Here is a 26,986-nt window from a genome sequence, read left to right on the forward strand (position 1 = left end):
CGGTGGTGCCGGCCGCTGGCCGGCAACCCCGGGGTGGTTGGATCATTGAGGTTGCCGGCCAGCGGCCGGCACTACCGATACGGGATGGGACCACGCGCGTTCAACCGAACGCCAGCAACTGTGGCTGCAAGGCGCTGAAGATCCGCGCCAGCCGCTCCGCCCACGCCTGCTGCCCGGCGGCATCGGCGATCAGGTCCTGGCGGATCTCCAGTTCCACGTGCACCAGGCCGCGCCCTTCGCCGTGCACCGGTACCGCGTAGTCGCTGGTGCTGCTGACCGAATACGGTTCGTTGTCACCCACCACCAGGTCGCCTTCATCGCGCAGTGCCTGCAGCAGTGCATGCGCAAAGCGCGTGTCCTGGTGGTACAGCACGCCGGCGTGCCACGGCCGCTGCGTGCCGTTCATCACTGGCGTGAAGCTGTGCATCATCACCAGCAGGGTGGGGCGGCCGGCATCGCGGCGTGCATCCAGTTCCGCGTCGATGCGCGCATGGTAGGGCGCGTGGATCGCATCGATGCGCTGCTGCCGCTGTGCAGCCGACAGCCTGGCATTGCCCGGGACCACGGTGTGGTCGCTCACCTCCGGAATCAGCGTCGGCGAGGCCAGTGGGCGGTTGCAGTCGATCAGCAGCCGCGAATAGGTCTGTTCGATCGCCCATGCATCCAGCCGTTCGGCCAGTGCGCGGGTGGTGCCGGCGATGCCGATGTCCCAGCCGATATGGCGGTCCAGCTCGGCCTGGGCCAGGCCGAGCCCGGTCAGCGCGCGTGGCACCTGCTGGCCGGCGTGATCGGCCAGCAGCAGGTACGGCGAGGCGCCCTGCGGCCGGTGGAGGGTATAGATCGCCGGGTCGTCGGCGCCCAGCAGCGCCGGCAGCACGTGCAGGTCGGCGTCAGCCACGCGGGCGCCCGTCCAGGTGGTGCTCGATCATCCACAGGCCCGCCCACAGCTTGGCATCCAGCTCATAGCCTTCGCCCATCTTCTGCACCAGCCAGGCCGCCGCCTGCGAGCGCGGAATCTCGTGCACGGTGATGTCTTCGCTGTCATCGCCGCCACCTTCGCCGATCCGGCGCAGGCCGGTGGCGCGTACGAAGGCGATCTTCTCGCTGCTGGCGCCGGAGGACGTCGGGCCGATCATCAGCACTTCGGCGTGATCGGCGGTCCAGCCGGTTTCTTCTTCCAGCTCGCGCACGGCCGAGACTTCGATCGATTCGCCGGCGTGGATGTCGCCGACCAGGCCGGCCGGCATCTCGATGGTGGGGGCCTGCAGCGGCACGCGGAACTGTTCGACGAACAGCACCTTGTCCTCCGGGGTCACCGCGATGATGATCGCGGCCAGGCCACCGGCATGGGTACGTTCGCTGTATTCCCAGGTGCCGCGTACCAGCATGCGCTGGTACTTGCCTTCATAGACGACACGCGGGGCTTCGGTGTTGCGCTGGCTCATGCGGGCTCGCTGTGGGTGGGAAGAATATCGGGTACGCCGGCGGCATCGAACAGCCGGCGGCGGGTCATCGGGCCGAAGCGCAGGGTCTGGCACAGGCCGCCGAGCAGCTCGGGGTCGGCGGTCTGGCGCAGCAGGCCGGGTTGGCTGCCTTCCAGCGGCGCGTCCAGCGCGATGGTGGTCAGCTGGCGCCAGAGCAGGGCGTGCTCGCGCTGCTCGCGCAGGCGCACCGCCATCTGGGCGGCACCGCGCAGGCGCAGGAACGGCACTTCGTCCAGGCGTTCGTACAGCGCATCCAAGCTGCCGAAATGGGCCAGCAGCACAGCGGCGGACTTGCTGCCGACACCACTGACACCGGGAATGTTGTCCACCGCATCGCCGCACAGCGCCAGGTAATCGGCAATCTGGTGCGCGTGCACGCCGTGCCGTGCCTTCACGCCGGCCACGTCCCAGCGCTGGTTGCGGGCGTAGTCCCACTGTTCGTCGTGATCCAGCAGCAGCTGCGACAGGTCCTTGTCGGCGGAGATGATCACCCCGCGATGGCTGCCGCGGTGCACGTGCAGTGCGCTGCCGATCAGGTCGTCGGCTTCGTAGTCGTGGTGGGCGAGGATGGCAAGGCCCAACGCCGCGCACAGCGCCTTGCAGTGCACGAACTGGCGCTTGAGCGCTTCCGGTGCCGGATCACGGTTGGCCTTGTAGGCCGGATACAGGCGGTGGCGGAAGCCGCTGTCGAGCGCTTCGTCGAAGGCAATGGCGATGTGCCGCGGGCGCTCGCGCTCCAGCAGGTCCAGCAGGAAGCGGGCGAAGCCGTGCACAGCATTGGTCGGCCAGCCCTGCGCGTCCTGGAACTGGTCCGGCAGCGAGTGCCAGGCGCGGAACACGTAGATGCTGGCATCGACCAGGTACAGCGACGGCGGCGGTGCCGGCAGGGTCATGCCGGCGGCGTCCAGTCCTGCAGCAGGGTCGCTGGGTCGGGGCGCTCGCGCTCGGGCACGTCGGCCTTGGCGGTGCCGATGTGGATGAAGCCGGCGATGCGTTCACCCTCGACCAGGCCCAGGTGGGCCTGCACGACAGGATCGAAGGCCATCCAGGCCGTCAGCCACTGTGCGCCGAAGCCAAGCGCCTGCGCGGCCTGCAGCAGGGCGAAGCAGACGCAGCCGGCGGTCATCAGCTGTTCCTGTTCCGGCACCTTCGGGTCCGGGCGTGGGCTGGCGACCACCACGATCACCAGCGGGGCGTGGCTGAAACGCTGGCGGTCCTTCTCGAACACGGCCTCGCCGGCATGCGGGTCGCGCTGGCGGCTGCGCTTGGCCAGGAAGTCGCCCAGAGTGTGACGTGCATCGCCGGCGATCTTCAGGAAGCGGAACGGCACGCGCTTGCCGTGGTCGGGCACGCGCACGGCCGACGCCAGCATCCGCTGCAGGGTGGCCGGGTCCGGGCCGGGCTCGCCCAGTTGCCGCGAAGGCACTGAGCGGCGGGCATCCAGGGCGAGCAGGGCAGCGGGGTCGGGCATGGAGTCTGAACCGGTCATCACGGGTGTTTGATTATAGTCGGGGTGGTCAATGACGCCGTCTGTGTCGCGTCCGGCCCCTGAATACCAAACTGTGATGAACATCATGCCACTGGCGGGAAACGGACAGCCGCTTCCCCTCGCCTCGTGGGCCTTGCACGGCTTACGATACCCCTCTTGCCGGGCCGCCGGTCATGAGGTTTGAAGTGAGGACTGTTTCACTGTCCGTGACGGGCTGGCCGGCCTACCATCGACGTTCCGGTACATGGGGTGTGCCGGTCGTCGCGATGTCCATGCTGTCTGTCGTACCAGAGAAGGTGGGGAGCCTTCCCGAATGATGAGCGTGCCCACACCGATGGGATCGCCGGGCCGTGACCCGGCCCAGCTCCAGCTTGCCCGGGACATGGTCCTGCCCGCGCTGTGCCAGGCCTTCGGGGCCGCACTGGCGCGTTTCGACGATGCCCTGTTCGACCGCGCCGGCAATGCCGGCTCGTCGCAGTTGCTGTTCCTGGACGCGATGCGCGAACTGCGCCGCCGCCGTGAGGAGATCGCTGCCGCCTTCGCCGGCCACCTGCAGCAGGCGTGGGCCGCATTGGCGGCCGGTGAGCCGCTGTCGGCCGAGGCGACCCTGTCCGGGCCGGCCGAGGATGGCCTGAGCCTGCTGGCCGAACACGTACTGGAATCGCGGTTGGCGGTGCGCAATTTCGCCACTGTATTGCTGCGTGACTTCAAGCCGGTGCTGGCGCGGCTGGACCGCCGCCTGGGCCGGTTGATCGGCGGCGTGGAACTGGACGCCGACCACAATCCCATCAGCCCCGAACATCTGGGCGTGGCCATCCACGAGGCCTTTGCCGGCTGCGAACTGGCCCCGGAAGTGCATCTGGTGCTGATCAAGCTGTGCGAGCGCGACCTGCGTGCACCGGTCGGCCGCATCTACGAGAAGCTGGACGAGCAGCTGGCCGCAGCCGGCGTGATGTCGCAGATGGGGGCTCCGCAGCGCCCACAACCACCGGCACCGGATCCGCGCATGACCGGGATGCTGGATGACCTGGTCGAGCATCGCCACGGCGCGGGCGTCGATCCGGGGTTCAGCGATGACGAGCAGGCCGCACCGGCCTGGGCGCAGCGCTTTGCCGCCCGCTGGTCCGAGCGCCGCGGGCATATGCAGCAGCACCTGGGCGGCGATGATGGCGCCGCCGGCGAGGCCTACGCCGGCCAGCAGGGCATGCTGCTGGAAGCGTTGCACGAACTGCTGCAGCAGACCCGCCATGTGCGTGAGGACGCCACGTCTGCGGCACAGGTGGCGGTCGGCCAGCAGCGCCCGCTCAGCCAGCGCGAAATGATGTCGGTGCTGTCGCTGCTGCAGGCCACGCCGAGCGCGACGCTGCGTGCAGCCATCGGCGAGGACGGCGAATCGCTGGCGCAGCGGCTGAAGAGCGAAGTGCTGTCCAGCGCCACCCAGCTCGGCGTCGATCCGGGCCAGACCCGGCTGGACCCGCAGGATGAGGATGCCATCGACCTGGTCGGCATGCTGTTCGACGTGATGCTGGACGAACGTGAACTGGAAGGCCGCTCGCGCGAACTGATCGGCCGCCTGGTCGTGCCTTTCGTCAAGGTCGCCATGCTCGACCGCCGCATGTTCGTGCAGAAGACCCATCCGGCGCGCAAGCTGCTCAATTCGCTGGCCGAGGCCTGCGAGGGCAACACCGGCGAGAGCCAGGCCGAGCGCATGCTGATGGCCAAGGTCGAGGAGATCATCGAGCGCCTGGTGGCCGAGTTCAACGAAAACCTGGCGATCTTCCTGACCCTGGAAGAAGAATTCCGCGAGTTCCTGGTGCAGCATCGCCGCCGCGTGGAAATCGCCGAGCGTCGCGCCGCAGAAACGCAACGCGGCCAGGAAAAGCTGGAAATGGCCCGCACCCGGGCCGGTGCGGAACTGGATCGTCGCATCGGTGATGCCACCCTTCCGCCGGCCATTGCCGAGTTCCTGCGCCAGCCCTGGCAGCACCACCTGACCCTGGCGCTGCTGCGCGAGGGCGAAGAAGGCGCGTCGGTGGCCGAGGCACTGAGCCTCGGCGACGGCCTGCTGGAGGAAGTGGCCGAGGCACGCCGGCAGATTGTCGGCAAGCCATGGCTGCAGGCCTGGCAGCCGGTGCTGGCCAAGGTGTTTGCCAGCGTCGGTGTGCACGGCGATGCGGCTACCGGTGCGATCGACGCCCTGCACGACACGTTGCAGGGCATCGCCGAGTCGCGGCCGGAACTGCAGCGCGCGCTGCCCGAGCTGCCGCAGGTCGCGCTGCCGGCACCGCCGGTGGCCGAATCGCCAGCGGTGGAACTCAGCGGGCAGATCGATGCCGACGATTTCGACAACGCCGATGCCGACCGCTTCCGACGCATGGAAATCGGCAACTGGTTGGACTTCGTCGACAAGGACGGCAAGGTCCAGGCGGGCAAGCTGTCCTGGGTCAGCCCGATTTCCTCGCGCCTGCTGTTCGTCAACCGTCGCGGCGTGCGCTTCTGCGTGGCCTCGCCAGAAGAGCTGGCGGTGATGGTGCGGCTCGGCCGCCTGCGTGCCCACGTTGACGATGGCGCCTTCGACAGCGCCATGCAGGGCGTGATCGACCGCCTCGACCCGGGCAGCACCACACTGCACTGAGTGCTGGCTGCCTGCTAGGATCGGGAAAACTCACCGATCAGCGGGGACCTGCATGGCCGTGGCGTTGCTGGGGATCAAGGAGACCGCGCCGGGTGAACGGCGCGTGGCGTTGACACCGGAAACCGCGCGCAAGCTCGGTGCCCTCGGCATTACGGTCTGGTACGAGGCCGGCGCCGGGCTGGCCGCCGGCTTCACCGATGCCGCCTATGACGACGCCGGCGCACGTGTCTTCGACGCGGGCCGCTGGGCCGAGATCGATATCCTGCTGTGCGTGCAGGCACCTCCTGCGACGGTGCTGGAGCAGCTCAGGCCCGGTGCCAGCGTGGTTGGCCTGCTGGCACCGGCCAACGATCCGGCGCTGGCCGCGCTGGCGGCCGATGATCGCCTGCAGCTGTTCCCGCTGCAGCAGCTACCGCGCACCACCCGCGCGCAGGCGATGGATGTACTCAGTTCGCAGGCCGGCATGGCCGGCTACAAGGCAGCGCTGATTGCCGCCGAACGCGCGCCGCGCTTCTTCCCGATGCTGACCACCGCCGCTGGCACCGTGCGACCGGCCAAGGTGCTGGTGATCGGTGCCGGCGTGGCGGGCCTGCAGGCCATCGCCACCGCGCGGCGCCTCGGTGCACAGGTGGAAGGTTTCGATGTGCGCCCGGAAACCCGCGAGCAGATCCAGTCACTGGGTGCGCGCTTCCTCGATCTTGGCGTGAGCGCGGCCGGTGAAGGCGGCTACGCGCGTGCGTTGACCGACGAGGAGCGCGCCGAGCAGCAGCGTCGGCTGGCCGACCACCTGCGCGGCGTGGACGTGGTGATCTGCACGGCTGCCGTACCCGGTCGGCCGGCGCCGACCATCGTGACCGCCGCGATGGTGGAGGGCATGGCCACCGGCAGCGTCATTGTCGATCTGGCGGCCGAGAGCGGCGGCAACTGTGCACTGACCCAGCCGGGGCACTGCATCGAACACCAGGGCGTGACCATCGATGGTCCGCTGGGCCTGGCCAGTCGCGGCGCGACCCAGGCCAGTGAGATGTATGCGCGCAACCTGCTCAACTTCGTTGCGCTGTTCGTGCGCGAGGGGCGGCTCGGTTTCGACTGGGACGACGAGCTGCTGGCAAAGACGCGCTGGCAGGCATGAATGACGTGGGGTCAGATCCCTTTGCCTCTGGCAAAGGGATCTGACCCCGATCTCCCGCAATCTGCCAGGGGTCGGATCCCTTTGCGTCAGCAAAGGGCTCTGACCCCGTTCCCCGGGGCCTTACCGCGGCTTCGCCGGCGGCGGGTTGTCGCGCACCCAGTCCCGGCGCTGCTCCGGCGTCATCTGCGACCAGCGCTCGCGCAGCGCGTCGCGCTGTGCCGGCGGCATGTTGCGCATCTGCCCGAACAGGGCGCGTGCCTGTTCACGCTGTTCCGGGCTCATGTGCTCGAAGCGGCGCAGGCCGCGGCGTGCCTTGTCGCGCTCCTCCGGGCTCATCGATTGCCAGCGCTGGCCGTGCGAGAGCATGCGCTGGCGCTGGCCGGCATCAGCGCTGTTCCAACGGTCGCGCAGCGGCGCCAGCAGGGACTCTCGCTGGGATTCGCTCAATTGCTCCCACGCAGGCAATGGCGCGACCGGTGCGGCAGGGGCGGGCGTGGCGTTCTGCGCCAGCACCGGAACGGCCGGCAGCAGCGGCAGGGTCAACAGCAGTGGCAGGGCAAGCAGTCGGGACATGATTTACTCCATCGCCAGGTCGGTATCGCCCAGCCACAGGTACAGATCGGGATTTTCGTCGTAGAGCGCGCCGTTGTCTTCCACTGACGCAAGCACGGGGTCCGGCGGCGGACCCGCAAGCGTGCCATGGCCGGTGAACTGCAGGCCGATGCCCAGTGCAACCACCAGTGAGCAGGCGCTGGCCAGCCACCAGCGCCAGCGCCCACGATGGGTGGTGGCCGTGGCGCCGTGGCGAGCTTGGCGCAGCCGGGCCAGCGTTGCCGGCGACAGCGCCTGCAGCGACTGCGCGTGCAGGCGGCGCAGGGTGTCATCGGAAGGCAGGGAGCGGTTCACGGGTGGGTCTCCAGGTAGTCCTGCAGCGCCTGCCGGGCGCGTGCCAGATGGGTTTTTACCGCGCCTTCGCTGCAGCCCATGGCGCGGGCGGTGGTGGCCCCGTCCAGGTCCTGCAGCACGCGCAGGGTGAAGGCCTCGCGCTGGCGGGCGGGCAGGGTGCGCAACGCGTCCACCAGCTGCTGGTACTGCTGGCGCTGCTCATGTGCCTGTGCCGGGTCCGGGCCGGGATCGGCCCAGTCGATCTCGCCGCCTTCCGCGTCCTGGTTGTCGCGCCAGAACGGCAGGCGGAAGCGGCGCCGGCGCTGCAGGTCGATCACCCGGCGGCGCAGGATGCTCCAGAACAGCGGCGCCCATTCGGCGGCCGGCTTGTCGGTGTAATCCAGCATGCGCAGCAGCGCGTCCTGCACCGCATCCATGGCGTCTTCGCGCTGGCGCAGGCCGGCCTCGGCGAAGCGGAACGCACGCGGGCCGACGCTGGCCAGGAATGCCTCCAGCGATGCCGGCAGGGCATCGGTCTCGGCGCTCGGGGGGGCGGGGCTGCTCACCAGCACAGGGTACGGTTCCTCGCTCGGGGTCACCATCGACAACGCGTGAGCGGCGCTCCGGTTGACGCCGGGTGCGCGCCGGGTTCAGCCCATGGTTATGATGGGCCGACGAAGACAGAGCAGGAGCGTTGCCGGTGAGTGACGGGTTCGTAGCGCTGTACATCTTCATGCTGGCAGCCATCGCCGGCCACGTGATCATTTCGCGGGTGCCGGTGATCCTGCATACCCCGCTGATGTCGGGCTCCAACTTCATCCACGGCATCGTGCTGATCGGCGCGATGGTGGTACTGGGGCATGCGCAGACGCCGCTGGAGAAGGCACTGGGCTTCCTGGCCGTGGTGCTCGGCGCCGGCAATGCCGCCGGTGGCTACGTGGTCACCGCGCGCATGCTGGAAATGTTCAAGCCGAGCGCGCCCAGGGGCGGCAAGGACGAACCGAAGGAGCCGCAGGCTTGAACATCAGCACCGTCGAACTGCTCGACTGGCTGGTCAAGGCCAGCTACCTGGTCGCCGCCACGCTGTTCCTGCTCGGCCTGCAGCGCATGGCCTCGCCGCTGACCGCGCGCAGCGGCATCCGCTGGGCAGGGCTGGGCATGCTGCTGGCCACCGCGGCCACCTTCTTCCTGCCCGAACTGCACAACGTGCCGTTGATCCTGGTGGCACTGCTGCTGGGTGCGGGCCTGGCCTGGTGGTCGGCCGGCAAGGTTGCCATCACCGACATGCCGCAGATGGTGGCGCTGTACAACGGCATGGGAGGTGGCTCGGCGGCGGCGATCGGTGCGGTGGAACTGCTGCGCTATGCCTTCCTGGCCCACCGCGATACCAGCCACTGGAGCGCGCAGGCGCTGGCCGACCTGGCCGCGCGCCAGCCCTCCGGCACGATGCTGCTGCTGGCGGTGGTCGGCGCGGCGATCGGCGCGGTGTCGCTGTCCGGCTCGGTGATCGCGTGGGCCAAGCTGGATGGACGCCTGGACAAGCGCGTGACCTGGCCCGGCCAGCAGGTGATGAACCTGCTGGTGGCGCTGGCGGTGGTGGTGCTGGCGATCATCGCGGCCAGTACGCTCAGTGCCTGGGCGATCGTTGCCTTCTTCGTGCTGGCACTGGCGCTGGGCGTGCTGATGACGCTGCCGATCGGCGGTGCCGACATGCCGGTGGTGATCTCGCTGTACAACGCGTTCACCGGCCTGGCAGTGTCGTTCGAAGGTTATGTGCTGGGCAACGAGGCGCTGATCATCGCCGGCATGATGGTCGGCGCGGCCGGCATCCTGCTGACCCGGCTGATGGCCAAGGCGATGAACCGGCCGATCCGCAACGTGCTGTTCTCCAACTTCGGCGGCGGTGCTGGTGGCGAAGCGCAGGCGATCAGCGGCGCGCAGAAGCCGATCGAAGCCTCGGATGTCGCGGCGATGATGGCCTACGCCGAACGCGTGGTGATCGTGCCTGGATACGGCATGGCCGTGGCCCAGGCCCAGCACAAGATCTGGGAACTGGCGCAGCGGCTGGGCCAGCGCGGGGTGAAGGTGAAGTTCGCCATCCACCCGGTCGCCGGGCGCATGCCCGGGCACATGAACGTACTGCTGGCCGAAGCGGGCGTGCCCTACGACCTGATCGCCGACATGGATGACATCAATCCGGAGTTCACCAACACCGACGTGGTACTGGTGATCGGTGCCAACGACGTGGTCAATCCGGTCGCGCGTACTGATCCGGCCAGCCCGATCTACGGCATGCCGGTGCTGGACGTGGTCAACGCGCGCAACGTGGTGGTGATCAAGCGCGGCAAGGGCACCGGCTTCGCCGGTATCGAGAATGCGCTGTTCTACGCTGACAATACCCGCATGCTCTATGGCGACGGCGCCGAAGCGGCCGCCTCGCTGGTGAGCGAGCTGAAGGCGCTCGACGGCGGGCATTGAAGACCGGGGTCGGATCCCTTTCCGCAGGACAGGGCTCTGACCCCTTTGCCGGCCAGCGGCCGGCACTACCGGATCCGCGCGTGGCGGCTGCATCTGGTAGGTGCGGACCTGGGGCCGCGCGCTTTTGCCGGCCAGCGGCCGGCACTACCGGATCCGCGCGTGGTGGTTGCCTCTGGTAGGTGCGGGCCTTGGTCCGCACGCTTTTGCCGGCCAGCGGCCGGCACTACCCCCCCATCCGCGCGTGGCGTGGATCTACGCGCTCAGCGCGCCAGCCAGGCGCCGACGACCACGGCCACGGCCAGCCACAGCCATTCCATCGCGCCATTGGCCAGGGTGATCAGGGTCCAGGCCAGGTGCGGGCCCATCCGCGTGGTGGCGTCCCACAGGTCCAGACCGATCGAGCCGCCCATCCAGGCGCTGGCGATGGCCCAGTTGGCCACGGCGGCCACCAGCAGAGTGCCGAGCACGACCAGGGCGATGCGCAACCGGCCCGGGCCCAGTGTGCCCAGGCGCAGCATGAACACCAGTTCCAGGGCGGACACTACCGCCATCCAGCCGACCTGTCGGCCGGTCATCAGCGCCAGGACCATCCAGGCGAGGGGAGCAACAAGCAGACCCAGCAACAGCATGAGGGACCAGAGCCAGGTGACGGTCCTGGCACGCGTGGCAATGGAGGACATCGAAGCTCCCTGAAGATCACCCACAGGATACTGTGGTTTGCCGCAGTGCACCGGCGGTGCCGGGGCGGCTGGGCTAGAATGCCGTCTTGCGTGGCCCCGGCCACGGCCCCATATCGGTCCCCATGTATTCCCGTAGCAGCGAACCTGTCCACTTCGAACGCGATTGCGAGGCCGTGATGGTCCCGCAGGGCGATACCGTGACCCTGCCTGCCGGCAGCTATGGGTACATCACCCAGGCGCTGGGCGGCAGCTATTCGGTGTTCGTCGAGGGCAACCTGTTCCGCATCGCCGGCAAGGACGGCGACGCCATCGGCAAGGAGGCGCCGGCACCGCTCGAGCTGCCGGCCGACGCCACCGATGAGCAGGTGGAACAACTGGTGTGGCAGCAGCTGCGCACCTGCTTCGACCCGGAGATTCCGGTCAACATCGTTGAACTGGGCCTGGTCTATGAAGTCGAGATCAAGCATCTGGACGAAGGCAAGCGCGAGATCGACGTGAAGATGACCCTGACCGCACCGGGCTGTGGCATGGGCGAGATCCTGGTCGACGACGTGCGCAGCAAGCTTGAAATGATCCCGACGGTGGCCGAGGCCGACGTCGACCTGGTGTTCGACCCGCCGTGGAACCAGCACATGATGTCCGAGGCGGCGCGGCTCGAGACCGGCATGCTTTGACCCAGGGCCCGCAGTGACGCGGGCCCGGCACTACCCGCAACCAGAACAGGAATCCTCCGGTGTCCCAGTCCATTCCCAGCTTCGCCGTCACCCGTTCGGACCACCCGCGCAGCGCTGAAGAGCGCGCCAAGATCCTGGAGAAGCCGGGCTTCGGCCTGCACTTCACCGATCACATGGTGGAAGTGCGCTGGGACAAGGATGCCGGCTGGCACAACGCCAGTGTGCGTGCCTACGGCCCGCTGCAGCTGGACCCGGCCGCGGCCGTGCTGCACTACGGCCAGGAGATCTTCGAAGGCATCAAGGCCTACCGCCATGCTGACGGCTCGATCTGGACCTTCCGCCCGGATGCCAACGGCCGTCGCCTGCAGCGTTCGGCGCAGCGCCTGGCGCTGCCGGAACTGCCGGTGGAGATCTTCGTCGAATCGCTGAAGCAGCTGATCGCCGTCGACAGCGAGTGGGTGCCGTCGGCCGACGAGTCGAGCCTGTACTTCCGCCCGTTCATGATCGGCGACGAAGCCTTCCTCGGCGTGCGCGGCGCGCACAAGGCCGGCTACTACGTCATCGCCAGCCCGGCCGGCCCGTACTTTGCCAAGGGCGTGGCCCCGGTGTCGATCTGGCTGTCCACCGAATACGCGCGCGCGGCCAAGGGCGGCACCGGCGCCGCCAAGTGCGGTGGCAACTACGCCGCCTCGCTGCTGCCGCAGCAGAAGGCGCAGGCGCAGGGCTGCTCGCAGGTGCTGTTCCTGGACCCGGTCGAAGGCAAGTACCTGGAAGAACTGGGCGGCATGAACGTGTTCCTGGTCTACAAGGACGGTACGCTGGTCACCCCGGAACTGTCCGGCAGCATCCTCGAGGGCATCACCCGCGAGAGCATCCTGCAGCTGGCGCGCGACCGTGGCATGAAGGTCGAAGAGCGCAAGGTCAGCATCGACGAGTGGAAGGACGGCGTGGCCTCCGGTGCGATCAGCGAAGTGTTTGCCTGTGGCACTGCGGCGGTGGTCACCCCGATCGGCCAGCTGAAGGGCGAGGGTTTCTCGGTGGGCGACATCAACGCGCCGGCCGGCGAAGTGACCATGTCGCTGCGCAAGGAACTGACCGACATCCAGTACGGCCGCCTGCCGGACCGGCACAACTGGCTGGTCAAGCTGGGCTGATCGCTCACGCTGAACTGTAGAGCCGAGCCCACGCCCGGCTGCGTTTCTGGAAAGCCCGTCCCTGTGACGGGCTTTCTGCGTTGTGGACAGGTGGGTGGGGTCAGATCCTTTTCCGTGGGAAAAGGGATCTGACCCCGGCTCCGACCCCGAATCGGCGGATGCCGATGTCGGCAAAGTCATCGCAGGACAGGTGATGACCCAGTCAGGTGTGTGCAGGAGATGAGAAAGTTCCTTCACCTTCACAAACCCTCGACCCGGGAAGTCTCAGAACGAACATTTCATCTTGCTGAAAAGACGCTGAAAATCTTGTGGTGTCCGGTTTTGGTCATTAGCGTCATCTACACGGCGGATCGATAGGGGGATCCGCTGACTCGCCGGACTTCGAACCTCGCCAACGCAAGCCAGCCCATGGTTCGGGCCGGTGCTTCTGCCGATTCCGGCATTCACACCACTAGAAAGGGAAATACGATGTCCCAGGTAACGCAACCGCGTGTGCGTCGAGTGTGGGTGGTCCTTGGTGCGTCCGTTCTGTCATCGCTGCTGCTGGCCACGCCTGCGCTGGCCGGTGACGTCCAGCTCAGCGGCCTGCAGTCCGCGCCGACGCACCAGCGCTTCATCGTGAAGTACCGCGACGGCAGTGCGCCGGTGGCCAACACCACCGCACTGGCCTCTTCGCTGAAGAGTGCCGCCGCCGGCCTGGCCAGCAGCCAGGGCCGTGCGCTGGGCCTGCAGCAGGTCCGCAAGCTGGCCGTCGGCCCGACCCTGGTCAGGACCGACCGCCCGCTTGACCAGGCTGAATCCGAGCTGCTGATGCGCAAGCTGGCCGCCGACCCGAACGTGGAATACGTCGAAGTCGACCAGATCATGCGTGCGACGCTGACCCCGAATGACACCCGCTTCAGCGAACAGTGGGGCTTTGGTACCTCCAACGCGTCGATCAACGTGCGGCCGGCCTGGGACAAGGCCACCGGCACCGGCGTGGTGGTGGCCGTGATCGATACCGGCATCACCAACCATCCCGATCTCAACGCCAACATCCTGCCCGGCTATGACTTCATCAGCGATGCCGCGATGGCGCGCGATGGCGGTGGCCGCGACAGCAACCCGAACGACGAGGGCGACTGGTATGGCGCCAACGAGTGCGGCTCGGGCATCCCGGCGTCCAACTCCAGCTGGCACGGCACCCACGTCGCCGGCACCGTGGCGGCGGTGACCAACAACAGCACCGGCGTGGCCGGCACGGCGTTCAACGCCAAGGTCGTCCCGGTGCGCGTGCTCGGCAAGTGCGGCGGCTATACCTCCGACATCGCCGATGCGATCGTGTGGGCCTCCGGCGGCACCGTCAGTGGCGTGCCGGCCAATGCCAATCCGGCGGAAGTCATCAACATGTCGCTGGGCGGCGGCGGCACCTGCTCGGCCACCTACCAGAACGCGATCAACGGCGCGGTCAGCCGCGGCACCACCGTGGTGGTCGCCGCCGGCAACAGCAACACCAACGTGTCCTCGTCGGTGCCGGCCAACTGCGCGAACGTGATCGCGGTGGCGGCCACGACCTCGGCCGGTGCTCGTGCCAGCTTCTCCAACTATGGTGCCGGCATCGACATTTCCGGCCCGGGCCAGAGCATCCTGTCCACCCTCAACACGGGCACCACCACGCCGGGCAGCGCCACCTATGCGTCCTACAACGGCACCTCGATGGCGGCGCCGCATGTGGCCGGTGTGGTGGCCCTGATGCAGTCGGTGGCGCCGAGCCCGCTGAGCCCGGCACAGGTCGAAAGCATCATCAAGAGCACCGCACGCCCGCTGCCGGGCGCCTGCTCGGGGGGCTGCGGCGCCGGCATTGTCGACGCCAACGCGGCCGTGGATGCGGCGATCAATGGCGGTGGCCCGAACCCGGGCGGCAACGTGCTGCAGAACAACGTGCCGGTGACCGGCCTGGGCGCCGCGACCGGTGCCGAGCTGAACTACACCGTCGCCGTTCCGGCCGGCAGCACCCAGTTGCGCGTGGCAATCAGTGGCGGCAGCGGTGATGCCGACCTGTACGTGCGCCAGGGCAGTGCCCCGACCGATACCACCTACACCTGCCGTCCGTACCTGAGCGGCAACAGCGAGACCTGCACCATCAACAGCCCTGCCGCCGGCACCTGGTATGTGCGGGTGAAGGCGTACAGCACCTTCTCGGGCCTGACCCTCAACGCCCAGTACTGAGCCCAAGTCCCTCTCCATGGGCACGCCCTGGCTTCGGCCGGGGCGTTTTTGTCCGGGTGGGTGCCGACCTCGGCCGGCACGCTGTTCCTCAGACCGACTCGAAACGGTTCGCCGCCACGTTCTTGCGCACGTGCTGCGGGTCGAAGATCCGCCCGTTCATCGCGATGTACACGCCGCTCGGCAGCGACTGCACCGCACCGATCGCACAACCGATGTTGAACTCCGCATCCGAGCCGCGGAAGCGTGCCGGGCTCAGCGCACCGGTCATCACGATGGTCTTGTCCGGGATCGTCGCCAGCACCTTGCCGGTCTGCACCATCGAATCGGTGCCGTGGGTCACCAGCACGTGCCGGGTGGGCTGCGCGGCGATGGTGGCGCGGATCAGCTCGCGGTCTTCGTCGTTGATGTGCAGCGAATCCTTGCGCAGGATCGGAATCACGTTGAAGCGGAACGTCACGCCCAGCTCGCGCAGGATCATGCCGATCTGCGGATCGCCGATCTGGTAGTCCGACTTGTCGTCGAAGTAGATCTTGTCGATCGTGCCACCGGTGGTGACGACCAGGAGCTCTTCCATCATGTGCATGCGCGAAACCAGGACAGGGACTGCGGCGCGGGGCCAGGAATGCAGATGATAAGGCCCTGGGCGCGCAGCGTCAGCGCCGCTTGCCGAAGCGGGCGCGCAGGCCGGGCAGGCTGGCGCTGAAGATCACCAGCAGCGCCAGCGCGATCTCGATCAGCGCCAGCCAGCGCGTCTCCGGGTGGCTCCAGGCGCTCATCACGCCGTGGCTGAACCAGCCCAGCGCCAGCACCGAGGCCCAGAAGCCGGCCTTGCGCCAGCCCAGGCGCACGGCGATGGCCAGTGCCAGCGGTGGCGCGGTGAACACCAGCTGGGTGGCCAGCCAGTGCCTGTCATTGATGAACCAGCCTGCGAACAGCGCGGCCAGCCCCATCAGGGCCAGCAGCAGGACCGTGCGCGGCGCGCGGTTCATCGGGCCAACCGCTGCGCGATGTCGGCCACCCGGCGCCCCAGCGCGCGCGCCAGCACCGCTTCGTCGTCGGTCGGCTGCGGATCGTCGGCGGCACCGGCCACGTGGCTGGCGCCATAGGGCGTGCCGCCACTGGTGGTGTGGCTCAGCGCCGGTTCGGTGAACGGGATGCCGACGATCACGCAGCCGTGGTGCAGCAGTGGCACCTGCATCGACAGCAGGGTCGATTCCTGGCCGCCGTGCATCGAGGCGGTGGACGTGAACACGCCGGCCGGCTTGCCGGACAGGGTGCCATTGACCCATTCGGCGCCCAGCCCATCCAGGAAGTGCTTGACCGGCGCGGCCATGTTGCCGAAGCGGGTGGGGCTGCCGAGCAGCAGGCCCTGGCAGTCGACCAGGTCCTGCACGCTCACGTAGGGGGCGCCATCGTCGGGTACCGGTGGCTGCGCGGTCTGGGTCACGGCGGCCACCGGCGGCACCGTGCGCAGGCGCGCGGTCATGCCCGGCACTTCGCCGATGCCCCGCGCGATCTGGCGCGCCAGCCGTGCCACCGAACCGCCCCGGCTGTAGTACAGCACCAGAATCTCGCCCATCGTGCCCGCTTCTCCTCGTCGTGTGGCTACCAGTATGGCTATCCTGCCAGCATTCCGCATCGGGTACCCTTCCACCGATGGAACCTTTGGATACGCTCAACCTGTGGATGGAGCGCGCGCGGGATCGCGCACGGGCCATCAGTTTCGGCCGCTTCCTGTGGCATCGCTTCCTCGACGACCGCCTGTTCCAGGCAGCGGCGGCGCTGGCCTACACCACGGTGTTCGCGCTGGTACCGCTGGCGATCGTGGTATTCGGTGTGCTGTCGGCCTTCCCCGTCTTCGACCGCTGGAGCGATCAGCTCAGCGACTACGTATTCTCCAACTTCGTGCCCTCCGCGGCGCGTGCGGCCGAGGGCTACCTGCGGCAGTTCTCGGCCAGTGCCGGCCAGCTGACGGCGGCCGGCTTCATCGCACTGGTGGCCTCACTGCTGATCACGCTCAACAGTGTGGAAGAGACCTTCAACCAGATCTGGCGGGTCGGCTCGACCCGGCCCAAGCTGACCCGCTTCCTGGTCTACTGGACCGTGCTGACCTTGGGCGCGATGCTCGCCGCCGCATCGCTTGCGGTATCGGCGCGGGTGTTCGCGATGCCGTTGTTCGGTACCCAGGAGGGCCGTTGGTTGGCCGAGCTGGCGCTGCGGCTGGCGCCGATCCTGATCGAGTTCGTCTGCATCACGCTGATGTTCCGGGTGGTGCCGCACCACACGGTGAAATGGCGGCATGCCGTGCCCGGCGCGATCCTGGCGGCGGTCATCCTGGAACTGGTGAAGTGGGGCATCGGTGCCTATCTGGGCAGCTTCCAGTCCTACCAGAAACTGTATGGCACGGTGGCGTTCGTGCCGATCCTGCTGCTGTGGATCTACCTGTGCTGGGTGGCGGTGCTGCTGGGGGCGTCGCTGGCTTCTTCGATGGCCGCCTTCCGCTACCAGCCGGTGGAACTGCGCCTGCCGCAGGGGTATGAGTTCTATGGACTGCTGCGCCTGCTTGGCCGCTTCCAGCATGCACGGGCCAAGGGCAAGGGCCTGGCCGATGACGAGATCCTGCGGCTGGAGCCGATGCTGACCGATTCACTGCTGCAGGACCTGATCTGCAACCTGCAGGAGATCGACCTGCTGCGCCGCGACGAGCGGGGCGAGTGGCTGCTGTCGCGTGACCTGGACCAGGTCAGCCTGGCCGATCTGTACGAATGTACCCAGCTGCGCATCCCGGTGGCCGAGCAGCACCTGCCGTACCGTGATGACAGCCTGGGCCGTGCCGCACTGGCGGCGCTGGACGATCTGCGGCTGCCCCTGCGCGAACGCCTGAAGCGCAAGGTCAGTGATATCTATACCGACTCTGGAGACATGCCATGACCCGCAAGACGCCGTTGCCGCTGCTGCTCCCGTTGACCCTGCTGCTGGCCCTGGCGGCCTGCAAGCCGGCCCAGGAGCCGACACCGGCCAGCAGCCAGCCGCCGGCACAGGCGCCGACGCCGACCACTCCGGCACCGGTCGATGAAACCCCGGCCGAGCGCACCACTGCCGAATTCCCGACCTTGAAGATGAAGGCGGTGGATGGCAGCGACTACGATCTGGCCGCGCATCGTGGCAAGTGGGTGGTGGTGAACTTCTGGGCGACCTGGTGCGCCCCGTGCCGCAAGGAGATGCCCGAGCTGTCGGCGCTGCATGCGATGCGCAGCAACATCGAGGTGGTCGGCCTGGCCTACGAGGACATCGAAGTGCCGGAAATGCAGTCGTTCCTGACCAAGCATCCGGTGACCTATCCGATCGTGATCGTGGACCCGTTCGATCCGCCGGCCGACTTCGCCACGCCGCGAGGCCTGCCGTTGACGCATCTGCTGGATCCGCAGGGCAAGCTGGCCCACACTTTCCTTGGCCCGGTGACCGCCGCCGACATCGAAAAGCAGATCGCGGCCGCCAAGTAGTGGGTGGGTCGGCAGGGCCTGCGGCCCTGCACCTCGGTACGCGCCATCGCATGCGCGCTGCCGCTCCCACGCTTCGCTGCGCGAACCGCGGGCCCCACTTACCAACACCCAAACCCCCGCCGCTTCGCGGCCGCCCCCTGGCTCAGGGGGGGCTCTGCCCCAGACACGATCCGACGCCCGCCAGGCCAATGGGATTGCCGATGGGGTCAGATCCGCTTTCCGCAGGAAAACGGATCTGACCCCGGTTCCATTTCGATATCTGACAGATGTGTCGACCAAGGTCGACACCTACCAACAGCCGCAGGGATCTGTCAGAGGCGGGGCGGTTGGGTGGGTAGGACACGCCGTAGACCCGTCCATGGGGGCTCGATGTCGCCATCCATGGCGCCAACGGTCGTGCCCACCCACCGCGCCGCCATCCCGCGGATGCCAGCTGTTGCTGTTGCTGTTGCCGTTGCCGTTGCCGTTGCGTTGAGCAGGTGCAGGGTGCAACCCTGCCGAACAACCCTAATCCTCGACCGGGAAATCCTCGATGGGCTTCAGCACATCGTAGTGCTCGCGATGCAGCTTGCCCTTCAGCTTCGGCAGCTCCGGCAACGGTGCATCCACCCGTGTGTCCGGCAACCGGTCCAGCAGGTTGCGCACCAGGGTCAGTCGCCCCAGCCGCTGGTCGTTGAAATCCACCAGCGTCCACGGCGCAGCCTCGCGATGCGTCGCGCGCAGCATCGCCTCGCGGGCTTCGGTATAGGCGCTGTACTTGCTGCGCGATTTCAGGTCGACCGGGGACAGCTTCCAGCCCTTCAGCGGATCGAGGTGGCGTTCGGCGAAGCGCTTCTCCTGCTGCTCCTGGTCCACGCACAGCCAGTACTTGAACAGCAGGATGCCGTCATCCACCAGCAGCTGCTCGAACACCGGTGCCTGGCGCAGGAACTGCTGGTACTCGGTTTCGCTGCAATAGCCCATCACCCGCTCGACGCCTGCGCGGTTGTACCAGCTGCGGTCCATCAGCACGATCTCGCCGGCGGCGGGAAGATGCGAGGCATAGCGCTGGAAATACCACTGCGTGGCTTCGCGGTCGGTAGGCTTGGGCAGTGCTACCACCCGGCATTGGCGTGGATTGAGATGCTGGCTGATGGCCTGGATCGCGCCGCCCTTGCCTGCCGTATCCCGTCCCTCGAACAGCACCAGCAGGCGTTGCCCGCTGAGCTGCACCCAGCGCGCCATCGCGGTCAGTTCCAGCTGCAGCGGCAGCAGCAGTTCGTCGTAGTCCTTGCGCTTGAGCTTGGCCATCGTCACACCACGCGGGGAGGAAGCCCGAGCGTAACGCAGGGGTCGCTCAGGTGTTGTCGACACCTTGCCAGCCGTGTTCACCGGCAAGCCGCTGCAGCAGGGCCGACAGGTCGCGGGCAAACCCGGCCATGTCGAACAGGCCACTGCGTTCGCGCGCCTGCGCCAGCTCGGCGCGAAGCGAGGCCAGTGCTGCGGGGTCATTGCCCAGTGCGCTGGCGGTGGCGATGAACGCCGCATCATCGGCGACATTCAGCCGGGCCAGCCCCAGATGGTGGTTGAGGCTGCCGGCCACGCGCGCGGCGAAGGTGTCGCCCGGGCAGGTCAGCACCGGGCAGCCGGCCCACAGTGCATCGGAGGCGGTGGTGTGCGCGTTGTACGGATGCGTGTCGAGGAACAGGTCGGCCAGTGGGTAGCGGGCCAGGTACTGCGGATGCGGCAGCTTGGCCATGAACACCAGCCGCGCCGGGTCCAGGCCGGCAGCCTGCGCGGCGGTGCGCAGGCGGGCGTCGGCCTGGCCGGGGCCGGACAGCAGCCACAGCACGCTGCCGGGCACGGCCTGCAACACTGCGAAGGCGCGGCCCATGCTGCGCGGGTTGAGCTTGTAGCTGTTGTTGAAGCAGCAGAACACCACGCCGTGCTCGGGCAGCCCGCACTCGGCGCGGGACGGCGACGGCTCCAGCGTGCGGGTGTTGTCCGAGGGCTGGAAGGCCCGCGGAAGGCGCAGGACGCGTTCGCTGAAGTGCGGTTCCAGCGCTGCTGGCAGTACGAATTCGTCGGCGACCACGGCGTCCAGCCAGCGCGCGCCCGAGGTGCCGGGGTAGGCCAGCCAGTTCAGCTGCAGCGGGGCCGGGCGCATCGCCAGCACTTCGGGCGTGCCGCCGCCGCCCCAGCCGCGCAGGTCGAACAGCAGGTCGATGCCCTGTGCGCGGATGCGGGCCGCGATGTCGGCATGCCGCAGTGCGGCCACCTCATGCAGCCGGGTCGCGGACTGCAGGCGTTCGCGGATGCCGCTGCCATCGGCGCGGTTCAGCGCGAACAGGTGCAGCTGCAACGCCGGGTCATGACGCAGGTGTTCGAGCAGGGCCACGGTCAGCAGCCCGGTGGGATGGGCGCCGAAGCCATTGGAAAGGAAGCCGACGCGCAACGGGCCGCGCGCGCGTACCGTCACTGCCGGCAAGGGCCGGACCGAGGCGGCGATCAGTGCGGCGCGCGCACGTGCACAGGCCAACTGCTCGCCCGCGCTGGCGTCTTCGCTGAGGAAGGCGAAGGGTTCCACCGCACCGTGGCCGGCGGCGAGCGCGGCGCGTACCTGCGCAGCCAGCGTGTCCACGTCCTGCCAGTCGCACAGGCGGCGCTGCCATGCCAGGCGCTGCGCGGCGATGTAGGGTTCCTCCGGCATCAGCGCATGCGCGCGGCGATAGGCCGCTGCTGCGCCTTCGGCATCGTCGGCGTCTTCCAGCGCATGGCCCAGCCACAGCGCGATGCCCGGGTGCTGCGGGGCCAATGCCGAGGCCTGGCCGAGCAGCTTCGCCGCGTCGGCGTGCGCGCCGGCCATCCAGGCCACGCGGCCCAGGCGCGCCAGGGCCTCGGGGTGGTTCGGGCGCAGCTGCAGCGCGCGTCGTGCCGCCTGCTCGCCGGCGGCGATGTCGCCGGCTTCCAGTTCCAGGTCGGCCAGCATCACCCAGGCGACGAAATCGCCGGGCTGGCGTGCGATCGCCTGCTGCAGGTGCTGTCGCTGCTGCCAGGCCGACATCGTGCTCAGCCCGCCGACAGCTGGGCCAGGGCATCGACCTGGTGTTCGTGGCTGAGCCGCTGCAGCAGCGGGTCGAGGTCGCCGGCGAGGATGTTGGGCAGGTCGTACAGGGTCAGGCCTTCCACGCGGTGGTCGGTGATCCGGCCCTGCGGGAAGTTGTAGGTGCGGATGCGCTGGCTGCGGTCGCCGCTGCCGACCTGCAGGCGCCGCGATTCGGCCTGCGCGGCGTCCTGGCGCTGGCGCTCGGCATCGAGCAGCTGCGCCTTCAGGCGCTTCATCGCCTTGTCGCGGTTGGCGTGCTGGCTGCGCTCGGTCTGGCACTCCACCACCACGCCGGTCGGCACGTGGGTGATGCGGATGGCCGATTCGGTCTTGTTGACGTGCTGGCCGCCGGCACCGGACGAGCGGAACGTATCCACCTTCAGGTCGGCCGGGTTGATGACGATGTCATCGACCTCGTCGGCCTCGGGAATGATCGCCACGGTGGCCGCCGAGGTGTGGATGCGGCCCTGCGATTCGGTGGCCGGCACGCGCTGCACGCGATGCGTGCCCGATTCGAACTTCAGGCGCGAGAACGCACCACGGCCGACCACGCGCGCCACCACTTCCTTGTAGCCGCCATGCTCACCGGGGTTGTCCGATTCGATCTCGACCTTCCAGCCCTGGCGCTCGGCATAGCGGGCGTACATGCGGAACAGATCGCCGGCGAAGATCGCGGCTTCATCGCCGCCGGTGCCGGCGCGTACTTCCAGGAACAGGTTGCCTTCGTCGCGCGGATCGCGTGGTACCAGCAGCAGGGCCAGTTCTTGTTCCAGTTCCTGCAGGCGCGCCTGCGCCGCGGCGATTTCCTCGTCGGCCAGTTCACGCAGGTCGGGGTCGGCGCGCATGCCTTCGGCTGCGGCCAGGTCGGCCTTGGCACGGGCTTCCTCGGCGAGCGCGGCAGCGACCGGTTCAAGTTGGGCGAATTCGCGCGAAAGGTCGCGGAAACGGGTGTTGTCGGCGACCACATCGGGTTCGGCGAGCAGGCGTTCCAGTTCTTCGCGGCGCTCGGCCAGCGCTTCCAGCTTACGGCGCAGGGTCGGCGTCATCGGGTCTCACGGGTGGGTGGCGGTAACCCGGCGTGGCCGGGAACAGGCGCTCGGCGGCGCGGGTCAGGTCGGCATCGCCACTGAGCGCGGCCGCGCGCAGAGCGGCGGTCGGCGGATGCAGCAGGCGGTTGGTCAGGCCATGGGCCAGCAGTTCCAGCACTTCGTCGGCGGGCTTGCCGTTGGCCAGCTGCTGCCGTGCGCGCTCCAGCAGTTCGGCGCGGGTCGCTTCGCCGAACGCACGCAGCTGCCGCAGCGGTGCCTGGTGGGCGCTGGCCTGCTGGGTCTCGATGAAACGCGACACCTGCAGGTCGATGATCGCCTCGGCCTCGGCGGCGGCCTCGCGGCGGCCACGACGGTTGTCTTCCACCGCGCGTTCCAGGTCATCGACGGTGTAGAGGAAGGCGTCGTTGAGCGTGCCGACCTCGGCTTCGATGTCGCGCGGCACGGCCAGGTCGAACAGCAGCATCGGCTTGTGCCGGCGCGCGCGCAGTGCCTTGGCCACCATCTCGCGATGGATCACCGGTTCGCGCGCGGCGGTGGCCGAGAACACGATGTCGGCCTCGCCGAGATGGCGGTCCAGTTCGGTCAGCGGCAGGGCCACGCCGCCATGGCGGCTGGCCAGTTCCTGCGCGTGGGCAAGGGTGCGGTTGGCGATCAGCAGCCGCCGCACCTTGCCCTCACTCAGGTGGCGTGCAGCCAGCTCGATGGTCTCGCCGGCACCGACCAGCAGCACGGTGGAGTCATCCAGGCGCGCGAAGGCGTTCTGCGCCAGGCGCACCGCCGCCGAGGCCACCGACACCGGGTTGGCGCCGACCTGGGTATCGGTGCGCGCACGCTTGGCTACCGAGAAGGTCTGCTGGAACAGGCGGTCCAGGCGCTGGCCGAGCAGGCCGTGGTCACGCGCGGTCGACCAGGCATCCTTTACCTGGCCGAGGATCTGCGGTTCGCCCAGCACCATCGAGTCCAGCCCGGTGGCGACCCGGAACAGGTGGCGCACGGCCTCGGCATCGGCATGCTGGTACAGGTAGCCCTGCAGGTCTCCTGCCTGGCTGTGCAGCCACTGGTCCAGCGCCTGTGCCGACTCGGCCACGGCATACAGTTCGGTGCGGTTGCAGGTGGACAGCAGCACTGCCTCGGCGATCTGCGGGGTATCGCGCAGCGAGCCCAGCGCACGCGGCAACGCCTCACCGGCGAAGGCCGCGCGCTCGCGCAGCTCCACCGGTGCGGTCTGGTGATTCAGTCCGAGCACCCACAGGGTCATTGTTCAGTTGCTTGCGATAAGCTGCTGGCCATTGGACGACATTTTAAGGCCCCGATGCCGACGATGCCCGCATTGATTCGCATCCCCAGTGTTCTGCTGCTGTCCCTGGCCTGCGCCCAGGCCCTGGCGGCGGTGCCGGCCAAGGCCCCCGTGCGGGCCGCGGCCACTGAGGAACTGGCGCTGGAACCGGTGATGGCCGGTGAGTTCGCCCTGCAGGCCGGCAAGCTGGCCGAGGCCGCGCGCTGGTACCTGCAGGCCGCGCAGCAGACCGACGGCGACGCCGGCCTGGCCGAGCGCGCGACCCGTATCTCCATGCTGGCCAACGATGATGCCAGCGCCGCCAAGGGCCTGGCCCTGTGGCAGCAGCGCGCCCCGCGCTCGTTGACCATGCGCAGCGCCGCCGGTGCGCTGGCCATGCGCCAGGGCGATGTGAAGGCTGCCCGCACCGAGCTGCAGGCGCTGCTGGCCGACCCCGACGAGCGCGGCTGGAAGTTCGCCCTGGCCGCGCTGATCGGCGGTGGCCGCGACCCGGCGGTGCCGGCGCAGGTGCTCGGCGAGCTGGTCGATGCCAATGCGATTCCGCCGAAGATCGAGGCCTGGCAGGAGTTCGGTCGCCTGGCCCTGCGCATGGACAAGCCCGAGCTGGCGCGGCGCATGATCGATGAAGTGGTCAAGCGCTTCCCGGAAGAACCGCGCGTAGCGTTGCTGCGTGCCAGCCAGCTGCAGCAGGCGGGCGAGACCGACAAGGCATTGTCGCTGCTGCACGACGTCGAGCCGAAGACCCGCCAGGACCCCGAGCTGCGCAATGCGGTGGCCATCGCCTACGACAGCCTGGGCCAGCCGGCTGCGGCCGAGCGCGTGTTGGCGTTCGGCCCGCAGGATGTACAGACCTGGGGCATGCGCGCCTCGCTGCTGGCCAAGCAGGGCGACAAGGCGGCGCTGTCCAACCTCTACAACGAGCTGTCGCGGCAGGCGGCCAAGCCGGATCCGGCGCAGCGCCTGTTGCTGGGCAAGATCGCCGAATACCTGAAGCGTTACCCCGAGGCGGTGCAGTGGTACCACAGCGTGCCCGGTGGCGATGAGCTGAGCGAAGCGCGCCTGCGCGCGGCCAATGCCCAGGCCTTGGCCGGGCGCCTGCCGCTGGCGCTGGAGGAAGTGCACGCGATCCAGTCCGACGCGGTGGTCGACGACGATGTGCGCCGTGACGCCTACCTGCTGGAAGCTGAACTGCGCCAGCGTGGTGACGACAGCGCCGGTGAACTGGATGCGCTGGCCCGCGGCCTGGCCGCCTACCCGGACGACAACGGCCTGCTGTACGCACGTGCGCTCACCTGGGAGCGCCGCGACGACATCCCGCGCGCCGAGGCCGACCTGCGCAAGATCCTGGTGACCGACCCGGAAAACGTGCCGGCGCTGAACGCGCTGGGCTACACCCTGGCCGATCGCACCGGCCGCCTGCAGGAAGCGCTGGAGCTGATCGACCGCGCCCGCGTGGCCGAGCCGGACAACGCCGCCATCGTCGACAGCTATGGCTGGGTGCTGTATCGCCTGGGCCGCAAGGAAGAGGCACTGGTACAGCTGCGCCGGGCCTGGACCCTGGCCAAGGACCCGGAGATCGCTTCCCACGTCGGCGAAGTGCTGTGGGTGCTGGGCAAGCATGACGAGGCCCGCCACTTCTTCGACGAAGCGGCCAAGCTCGACCCTGAAAACCGCGCGCTGCTGCGCGCCCGTGAGAAATTCAATCCATGAGTGGTTCCCTGATCCGGCCGCTGCTGTTGGCGACCGTGACCCTGGCGGTGAGCGCCTGTACCAGTGTCGGCACGCAGAAGACCCCGGCGCCAGCGGTGGTCGAGATTGTTTCGGCTGAAGCGGCGCAGGCCGAGGCAGCGCGCGTGGCCGCGCTGCAGGCACAGCCGGACTGGGCCTTCCAGGGGCGGGTGGCGGTCAGCAAGGGCAAGGACGGCGGCAGCGGTCGCATCGACTGGAAGCAGGACGGCCGCCGCTACGTGGTCGAACTGAGCGCGCCGGTGACCCGGCAGAGCTGGAAGCTGACCGGCGACACCCATTCCGAAGCCGGTCGCCTGGAAGGGCTGTCCGGCGGTCCGCGCGATGGCGAGGACGCCCAGCAGCTGCTGCTGGAAGCGACTGGCTGGGACATCCCGGTCAATCAGCTGCCGGAGTGGATCCGCGGCCTGGTGGCCGGGGATGCTGCCGGTCCGGAAAAGGTCGAGCGCGACGGTGAAGGCCGGCCGCGCCGCATGCAGCAGATGGGCTGGCAGGTGCAGTACCTGGACTGGTACCCGGCCGACGCCGGACGACCGGCGCTGCCGCGACGGATCGAGGCCAGCAATGGCGACGCCAAGGTGCGCCTGCTGGTGGACCAGTGGGGGCAGGGCACGCCATGAGCGCCGGGCGCGACGACGCGGGCTGGTCCTGGTGGCCGGCCCCGGCCAAGCTGAACCTGTTCCTGCACATCACTGGCCGCCGGGCCGACGGCTACCACGAGCTGCAGACCGTATTCCGCCTGCTGGACTGGGGGGACCGCATCGGCCTGCGCCTGCGTGAAGACGGTCAGGTGCGTCGGCAGGGCGAGGGCCTGGCCGGCGTGGCCGAGGCCGATGACCTGGCGGTGCGGGCCGCGCGCCTGCTCCAGGATGAGGCGAAGGGCGCGCAAGGTGCTGACATCATCGTCGAAAAGCACGTTCCTGCCGGTGGTGGCTTCGGCGGCGGTTCGTCCGATGCGGCCACCGTGCTGGTGGTGCTGAATCGGCTCTGGCGCGCCGGCCTGGACGAGGATGCCCTGGCCGCGCTGGCCCTGCGCCTGGGCGCCGACGTGCCGGTGTTCGTGCGTGGCCACAACGCCTGGGCCGAAGGGGTGGGCGAGCGCCTGCAGCCGATCACGCTGGCGCCGGCCTGGTATGTGGTGGTTGAACCGGGTGTTCATGTTCCTACGCCGGTCCTGTTTGCAGACCCGGATTTGACGCGCGACAGCCCAGTGGCGAAAATAGAGGACTTCGCTTCCGGGACCCTGGTCGGGAACGCGTTCGAACCGGTGCTGCGCCGCCGTGAGCCTGCCGTCGAGGCAGCGCTTGCCGCGTTGAGCGACATCGGCGCGGCGCGGCTGACCGGTTCGGGAAGTGGTTGTTTCGTCGAGTTCGCATCGCAGGCTGCTGCAGAGCAGGGGCGGTCGAAGTTGCCGAAGGAGTTGCGGGCAAGGGTGGCAGCGGGCGTTGCGCGTTCGCCACTGCTGGATGCACTCGAGCAACACTGAT

At 68.7% G+C, this 26,986-nt stretch carries 27 protein-coding genes; 12 read left to right on the forward strand and 15 right to left on the reverse strand.

All coding sequences use genetic code 11. The features are described from left to right. Nucleotides 1-100: 100 nt before the first annotated feature. Genes QP609_RS03665 through QP609_RS03680 form a run of 4 tightly spaced genes read right to left on the reverse strand, consistent with a single transcriptional unit; the run spans nt 101 to nt 2,955 of the window. Nucleotides 101-898, reverse strand: a complete 798-nt coding sequence (locus QP609_RS03665; protein WP_014646009.1) for an N-formylglutamate amidohydrolase — start codon at nt 896-898, stop codon at nt 101-103. Further along, nucleotides 891-1,445, reverse strand: coding sequence for an NUDIX hydrolase (locus tag QP609_RS03670; protein WP_197621244.1), 555 nt, complete (start codon nt 1,443-1,445; stop codon nt 891-893). The genes QP609_RS03665 and QP609_RS03670 overlap by 8 nt, the downstream gene beginning before the upstream one ends. Then, the gene (locus tag QP609_RS03675; RefSeq protein WP_049408486.1) at nt 1,442-2,377 is read right to left on the reverse strand and encodes a 5'-3' exonuclease H3TH domain-containing protein; all 936 of its coding nucleotides are present in this window, start codon (nt 2,375-2,377) and stop codon (nt 1,442-1,444) included. The genes QP609_RS03670 and QP609_RS03675 overlap by 4 nt, the downstream gene beginning before the upstream one ends. Next, nucleotides 2,374-2,955: a nitroreductase gene (locus QP609_RS03680; RefSeq protein ID WP_014646012.1), complete on the reverse strand. Its 582-nt coding sequence runs from the start codon at nt 2,953-2,955 to the stop codon at nt 2,374-2,376. Before QP609_RS03680 ends, QP609_RS03675 begins: the two co-directional genes overlap by 4 nt. Before the next feature lie 331 nt (nt 2,956-3,286). Here QP609_RS03680 and QP609_RS03685 point away from each other — a divergent pair, with 331 nt between their 5' ends. Together QP609_RS03685 and QP609_RS03690 are read left to right on the forward strand one after the other, a co-directional pair. Beyond that, a complete protein-coding gene (locus QP609_RS03685) occupies nt 3,287-5,608 on the forward strand; it encodes a DUF1631 domain-containing protein (protein ID WP_041863077.1) in 2,322 nt (773 codons plus the stop codon). Between the two features lie 52 nt (nt 5,609-5,660). Then, nucleotides 5,661-6,740, forward strand: a complete 1,080-nt coding sequence (locus QP609_RS03690) for an NAD(P) transhydrogenase subunit alpha (protein ID WP_014646014.1) — start codon at nt 5,661-5,663, stop codon at nt 6,738-6,740. Between the two features lie 120 nt (nt 6,741-6,860). Here the strand turns inward: QP609_RS03690 and QP609_RS03695 are convergent, their stop codons facing one another. From QP609_RS03695 to QP609_RS03705, 3 genes are read right to left on the reverse strand one after another with little or no spacing between them, the layout of a single operon-like run. Next, a complete protein-coding gene (locus QP609_RS03695; protein ID WP_197621245.1) occupies nt 6,861-7,313 on the reverse strand; it encodes a DUF3106 domain-containing protein in 453 nt (150 codons plus the stop codon). 3 nt (nt 7,314-7,316) lie between these two features. Further along, nucleotides 7,317-7,646: a membrane protein gene (locus QP609_RS03700; RefSeq protein WP_032956964.1), complete on the reverse strand. Its 330-nt coding sequence runs from the start codon at nt 7,644-7,646 to the stop codon at nt 7,317-7,319. Then, nucleotides 7,643-8,227: an RNA polymerase sigma factor gene (locus tag QP609_RS03705; protein WP_080052964.1), complete on the reverse strand. Its 585-nt coding sequence runs from the start codon at nt 8,225-8,227 to the stop codon at nt 7,643-7,645. The genes QP609_RS03700 and QP609_RS03705 overlap by 4 nt, the downstream gene beginning before the upstream one ends. A gap of 98 nt (nt 8,228-8,325) precedes the next feature. Here QP609_RS03705 and QP609_RS03710 point away from each other — a divergent pair, with 98 nt between their 5' ends. Then, on the forward strand, nt 8,326-8,646 hold the full coding sequence (locus QP609_RS03710) for an NAD(P) transhydrogenase subunit alpha (protein ID WP_014646018.1): 321 nt from the start codon (nt 8,326-8,328) through the stop codon (nt 8,644-8,646). Then, on the forward strand, nt 8,643-10,103 hold the full coding sequence (locus QP609_RS03715) for an NAD(P)(+) transhydrogenase (Re/Si-specific) subunit beta (RefSeq protein WP_197621246.1): 1,461 nt from the start codon (nt 8,643-8,645) through the stop codon (nt 10,101-10,103). The genes QP609_RS03710 and QP609_RS03715 overlap by 4 nt, the downstream gene beginning before the upstream one ends. Nucleotides 10,104-10,363: 260 nt before the next feature. Here QP609_RS03715 and QP609_RS03720 read toward each other — a convergent pair whose 3' ends face one another. Further along, nucleotides 10,364-10,783 (reverse strand): hypothetical protein, encoded by a 420-nt coding sequence (locus QP609_RS03720; protein ID WP_041863078.1) that lies wholly within the window; start codon nt 10,781-10,783, stop codon nt 10,364-10,366. Nucleotides 10,784-10,905: 122 nt separating this feature from the next. Between QP609_RS03720 and sufT the strand changes: the two genes are divergently transcribed. The 3 genes from sufT to QP609_RS03735 all read left to right on the forward strand — a co-directional run bounded on the left by sufT (nt 10,906) and on the right by QP609_RS03735 (nt 14,819). Further along, nucleotides 10,906-11,457: a putative Fe-S cluster assembly protein SufT gene (gene sufT, locus QP609_RS03725; protein WP_005415385.1), complete on the forward strand. Its 552-nt coding sequence runs from the start codon at nt 10,906-10,908 to the stop codon at nt 11,455-11,457. 59 nt (nt 11,458-11,516) lie between these two features. Further along, the gene (locus QP609_RS03730) at nt 11,517-12,611 is read left to right on the forward strand and encodes a branched-chain amino acid aminotransferase (protein ID WP_014646022.1); all 1,095 of its coding nucleotides are present in this window, start codon (nt 11,517-11,519) and stop codon (nt 12,609-12,611) included. 468 nt (nt 12,612-13,079) lie between these two features. Further along, nucleotides 13,080-14,819, forward strand: a complete 1,740-nt coding sequence (locus QP609_RS03735; protein WP_046429039.1) for a S8 family peptidase — start codon at nt 13,080-13,082, stop codon at nt 14,817-14,819. A gap of 88 nt (nt 14,820-14,907) precedes the next feature. On the opposite strand, the gene QP609_RS03740 is transcribed toward QP609_RS03735, so the two are convergent. The 3 genes from QP609_RS03740 to wrbA form a co-directional block, all read right to left on the reverse strand. Further along, on the reverse strand, nt 14,908-15,393 hold the full coding sequence (locus tag QP609_RS03740; protein WP_010481766.1) for an asparaginase domain-containing protein: 486 nt from the start codon (nt 15,391-15,393) through the stop codon (nt 14,908-14,910). A gap of 79 nt (nt 15,394-15,472) precedes the next feature. Beyond that, nucleotides 15,473-15,808, reverse strand: a complete 336-nt coding sequence (locus QP609_RS03745) for a DUF2069 domain-containing protein (RefSeq protein WP_014646024.1) — start codon at nt 15,806-15,808, stop codon at nt 15,473-15,475. Then, nucleotides 15,805-16,398: an NAD(P)H:quinone oxidoreductase gene (gene wrbA, locus QP609_RS03750; RefSeq protein WP_014646025.1), complete on the reverse strand. Its 594-nt coding sequence runs from the start codon at nt 16,396-16,398 to the stop codon at nt 15,805-15,807. The genes QP609_RS03745 and wrbA overlap by 4 nt, the downstream gene beginning before the upstream one ends. A gap of 77 nt (nt 16,399-16,475) precedes the next feature. Here wrbA and QP609_RS03755 point away from each other — a divergent pair, with 77 nt between their 5' ends. After that, complete coding sequence (locus QP609_RS03755) at nt 16,476-17,750, forward strand: YihY family inner membrane protein (RefSeq protein WP_032956948.1); 1,275 nt, start codon at nt 16,476-16,478, stop codon at nt 17,748-17,750. Further along, complete coding sequence (locus QP609_RS03760) at nt 17,747-18,322, forward strand: TlpA disulfide reductase family protein (protein WP_014646027.1); 576 nt, start codon at nt 17,747-17,749, stop codon at nt 18,320-18,322. Before QP609_RS03755 ends, QP609_RS03760 begins: the two co-directional genes overlap by 4 nt. 507 nt (nt 18,323-18,829) lie before the next feature. On the opposite strand, the gene ppk2 is transcribed toward QP609_RS03760, so the two are convergent. From ppk2 to hemA, 4 genes are read right to left on the reverse strand one after another with little or no spacing between them, the layout of a single operon-like run. Next, nucleotides 18,830-19,612: a polyphosphate kinase 2 gene (gene ppk2 / locus QP609_RS03765; RefSeq protein ID WP_032956942.1), complete on the reverse strand. Its 783-nt coding sequence runs from the start codon at nt 19,610-19,612 to the stop codon at nt 18,830-18,832. Between the two features lie 46 nt (nt 19,613-19,658). Then, nucleotides 19,659-21,365: a tetratricopeptide repeat protein gene (locus QP609_RS03770; protein WP_197621247.1), complete on the reverse strand. Its 1,707-nt coding sequence runs from the start codon at nt 21,363-21,365 to the stop codon at nt 19,659-19,661. A 5-nt stretch (nt 21,366-21,370) separates the two neighbouring features. Next, nucleotides 21,371-22,453, reverse strand: a complete 1,083-nt coding sequence (gene prfA, locus QP609_RS03775) for a peptide chain release factor 1 (protein WP_014646030.1) — start codon at nt 22,451-22,453, stop codon at nt 21,371-21,373. Then, a complete protein-coding gene (gene hemA, locus QP609_RS03780) occupies nt 22,431-23,714 on the reverse strand; it encodes a glutamyl-tRNA reductase (RefSeq protein ID WP_014646031.1) in 1,284 nt (427 codons plus the stop codon). The genes prfA and hemA overlap by 23 nt, the downstream gene beginning before the upstream one ends. A 63-nt stretch (nt 23,715-23,777) precedes the next feature. On the opposite strand from hemA, the gene QP609_RS03785 reads away from it, so the two are divergent. The 3 genes from QP609_RS03785 to ispE are packed head-to-tail and all read left to right on the forward strand — an operon-like array spanning nt 23,778 to nt 26,985. Next, nucleotides 23,778-25,463 carry a tetratricopeptide repeat protein gene (locus QP609_RS03785; RefSeq protein WP_173390336.1) on the forward strand — a complete coding sequence of 562 codons (1,686 nt, stop codon included), beginning with the start codon at nt 23,778-23,780 and terminating at the stop codon, nt 25,461-25,463. Beyond that, on the forward strand, nt 25,460-26,119 hold the full coding sequence (lolB, locus tag QP609_RS03790) for a lipoprotein insertase outer membrane protein LolB (RefSeq protein ID WP_014646033.1): 660 nt from the start codon (nt 25,460-25,462) through the stop codon (nt 26,117-26,119). The genes QP609_RS03785 and lolB overlap by 4 nt, the downstream gene beginning before the upstream one ends. Beyond that, nucleotides 26,116-26,985: a 4-(cytidine 5'-diphospho)-2-C-methyl-D-erythritol kinase gene (gene ispE / locus QP609_RS03795; protein WP_014646034.1), complete on the forward strand. Its 870-nt coding sequence runs from the start codon at nt 26,116-26,118 to the stop codon at nt 26,983-26,985. Before lolB ends, ispE begins: the two co-directional genes overlap by 4 nt. Nucleotide 26,986 lies beyond the last annotated feature (1 nt).

It is taken from the genome of Stenotrophomonas sp. 8(2023) (assembly GCF_030345295.1).
Classification (GTDB): domain Bacteria; phylum Pseudomonadota; class Gammaproteobacteria; order Xanthomonadales; family Xanthomonadaceae; genus Stenotrophomonas; species Stenotrophomonas muris.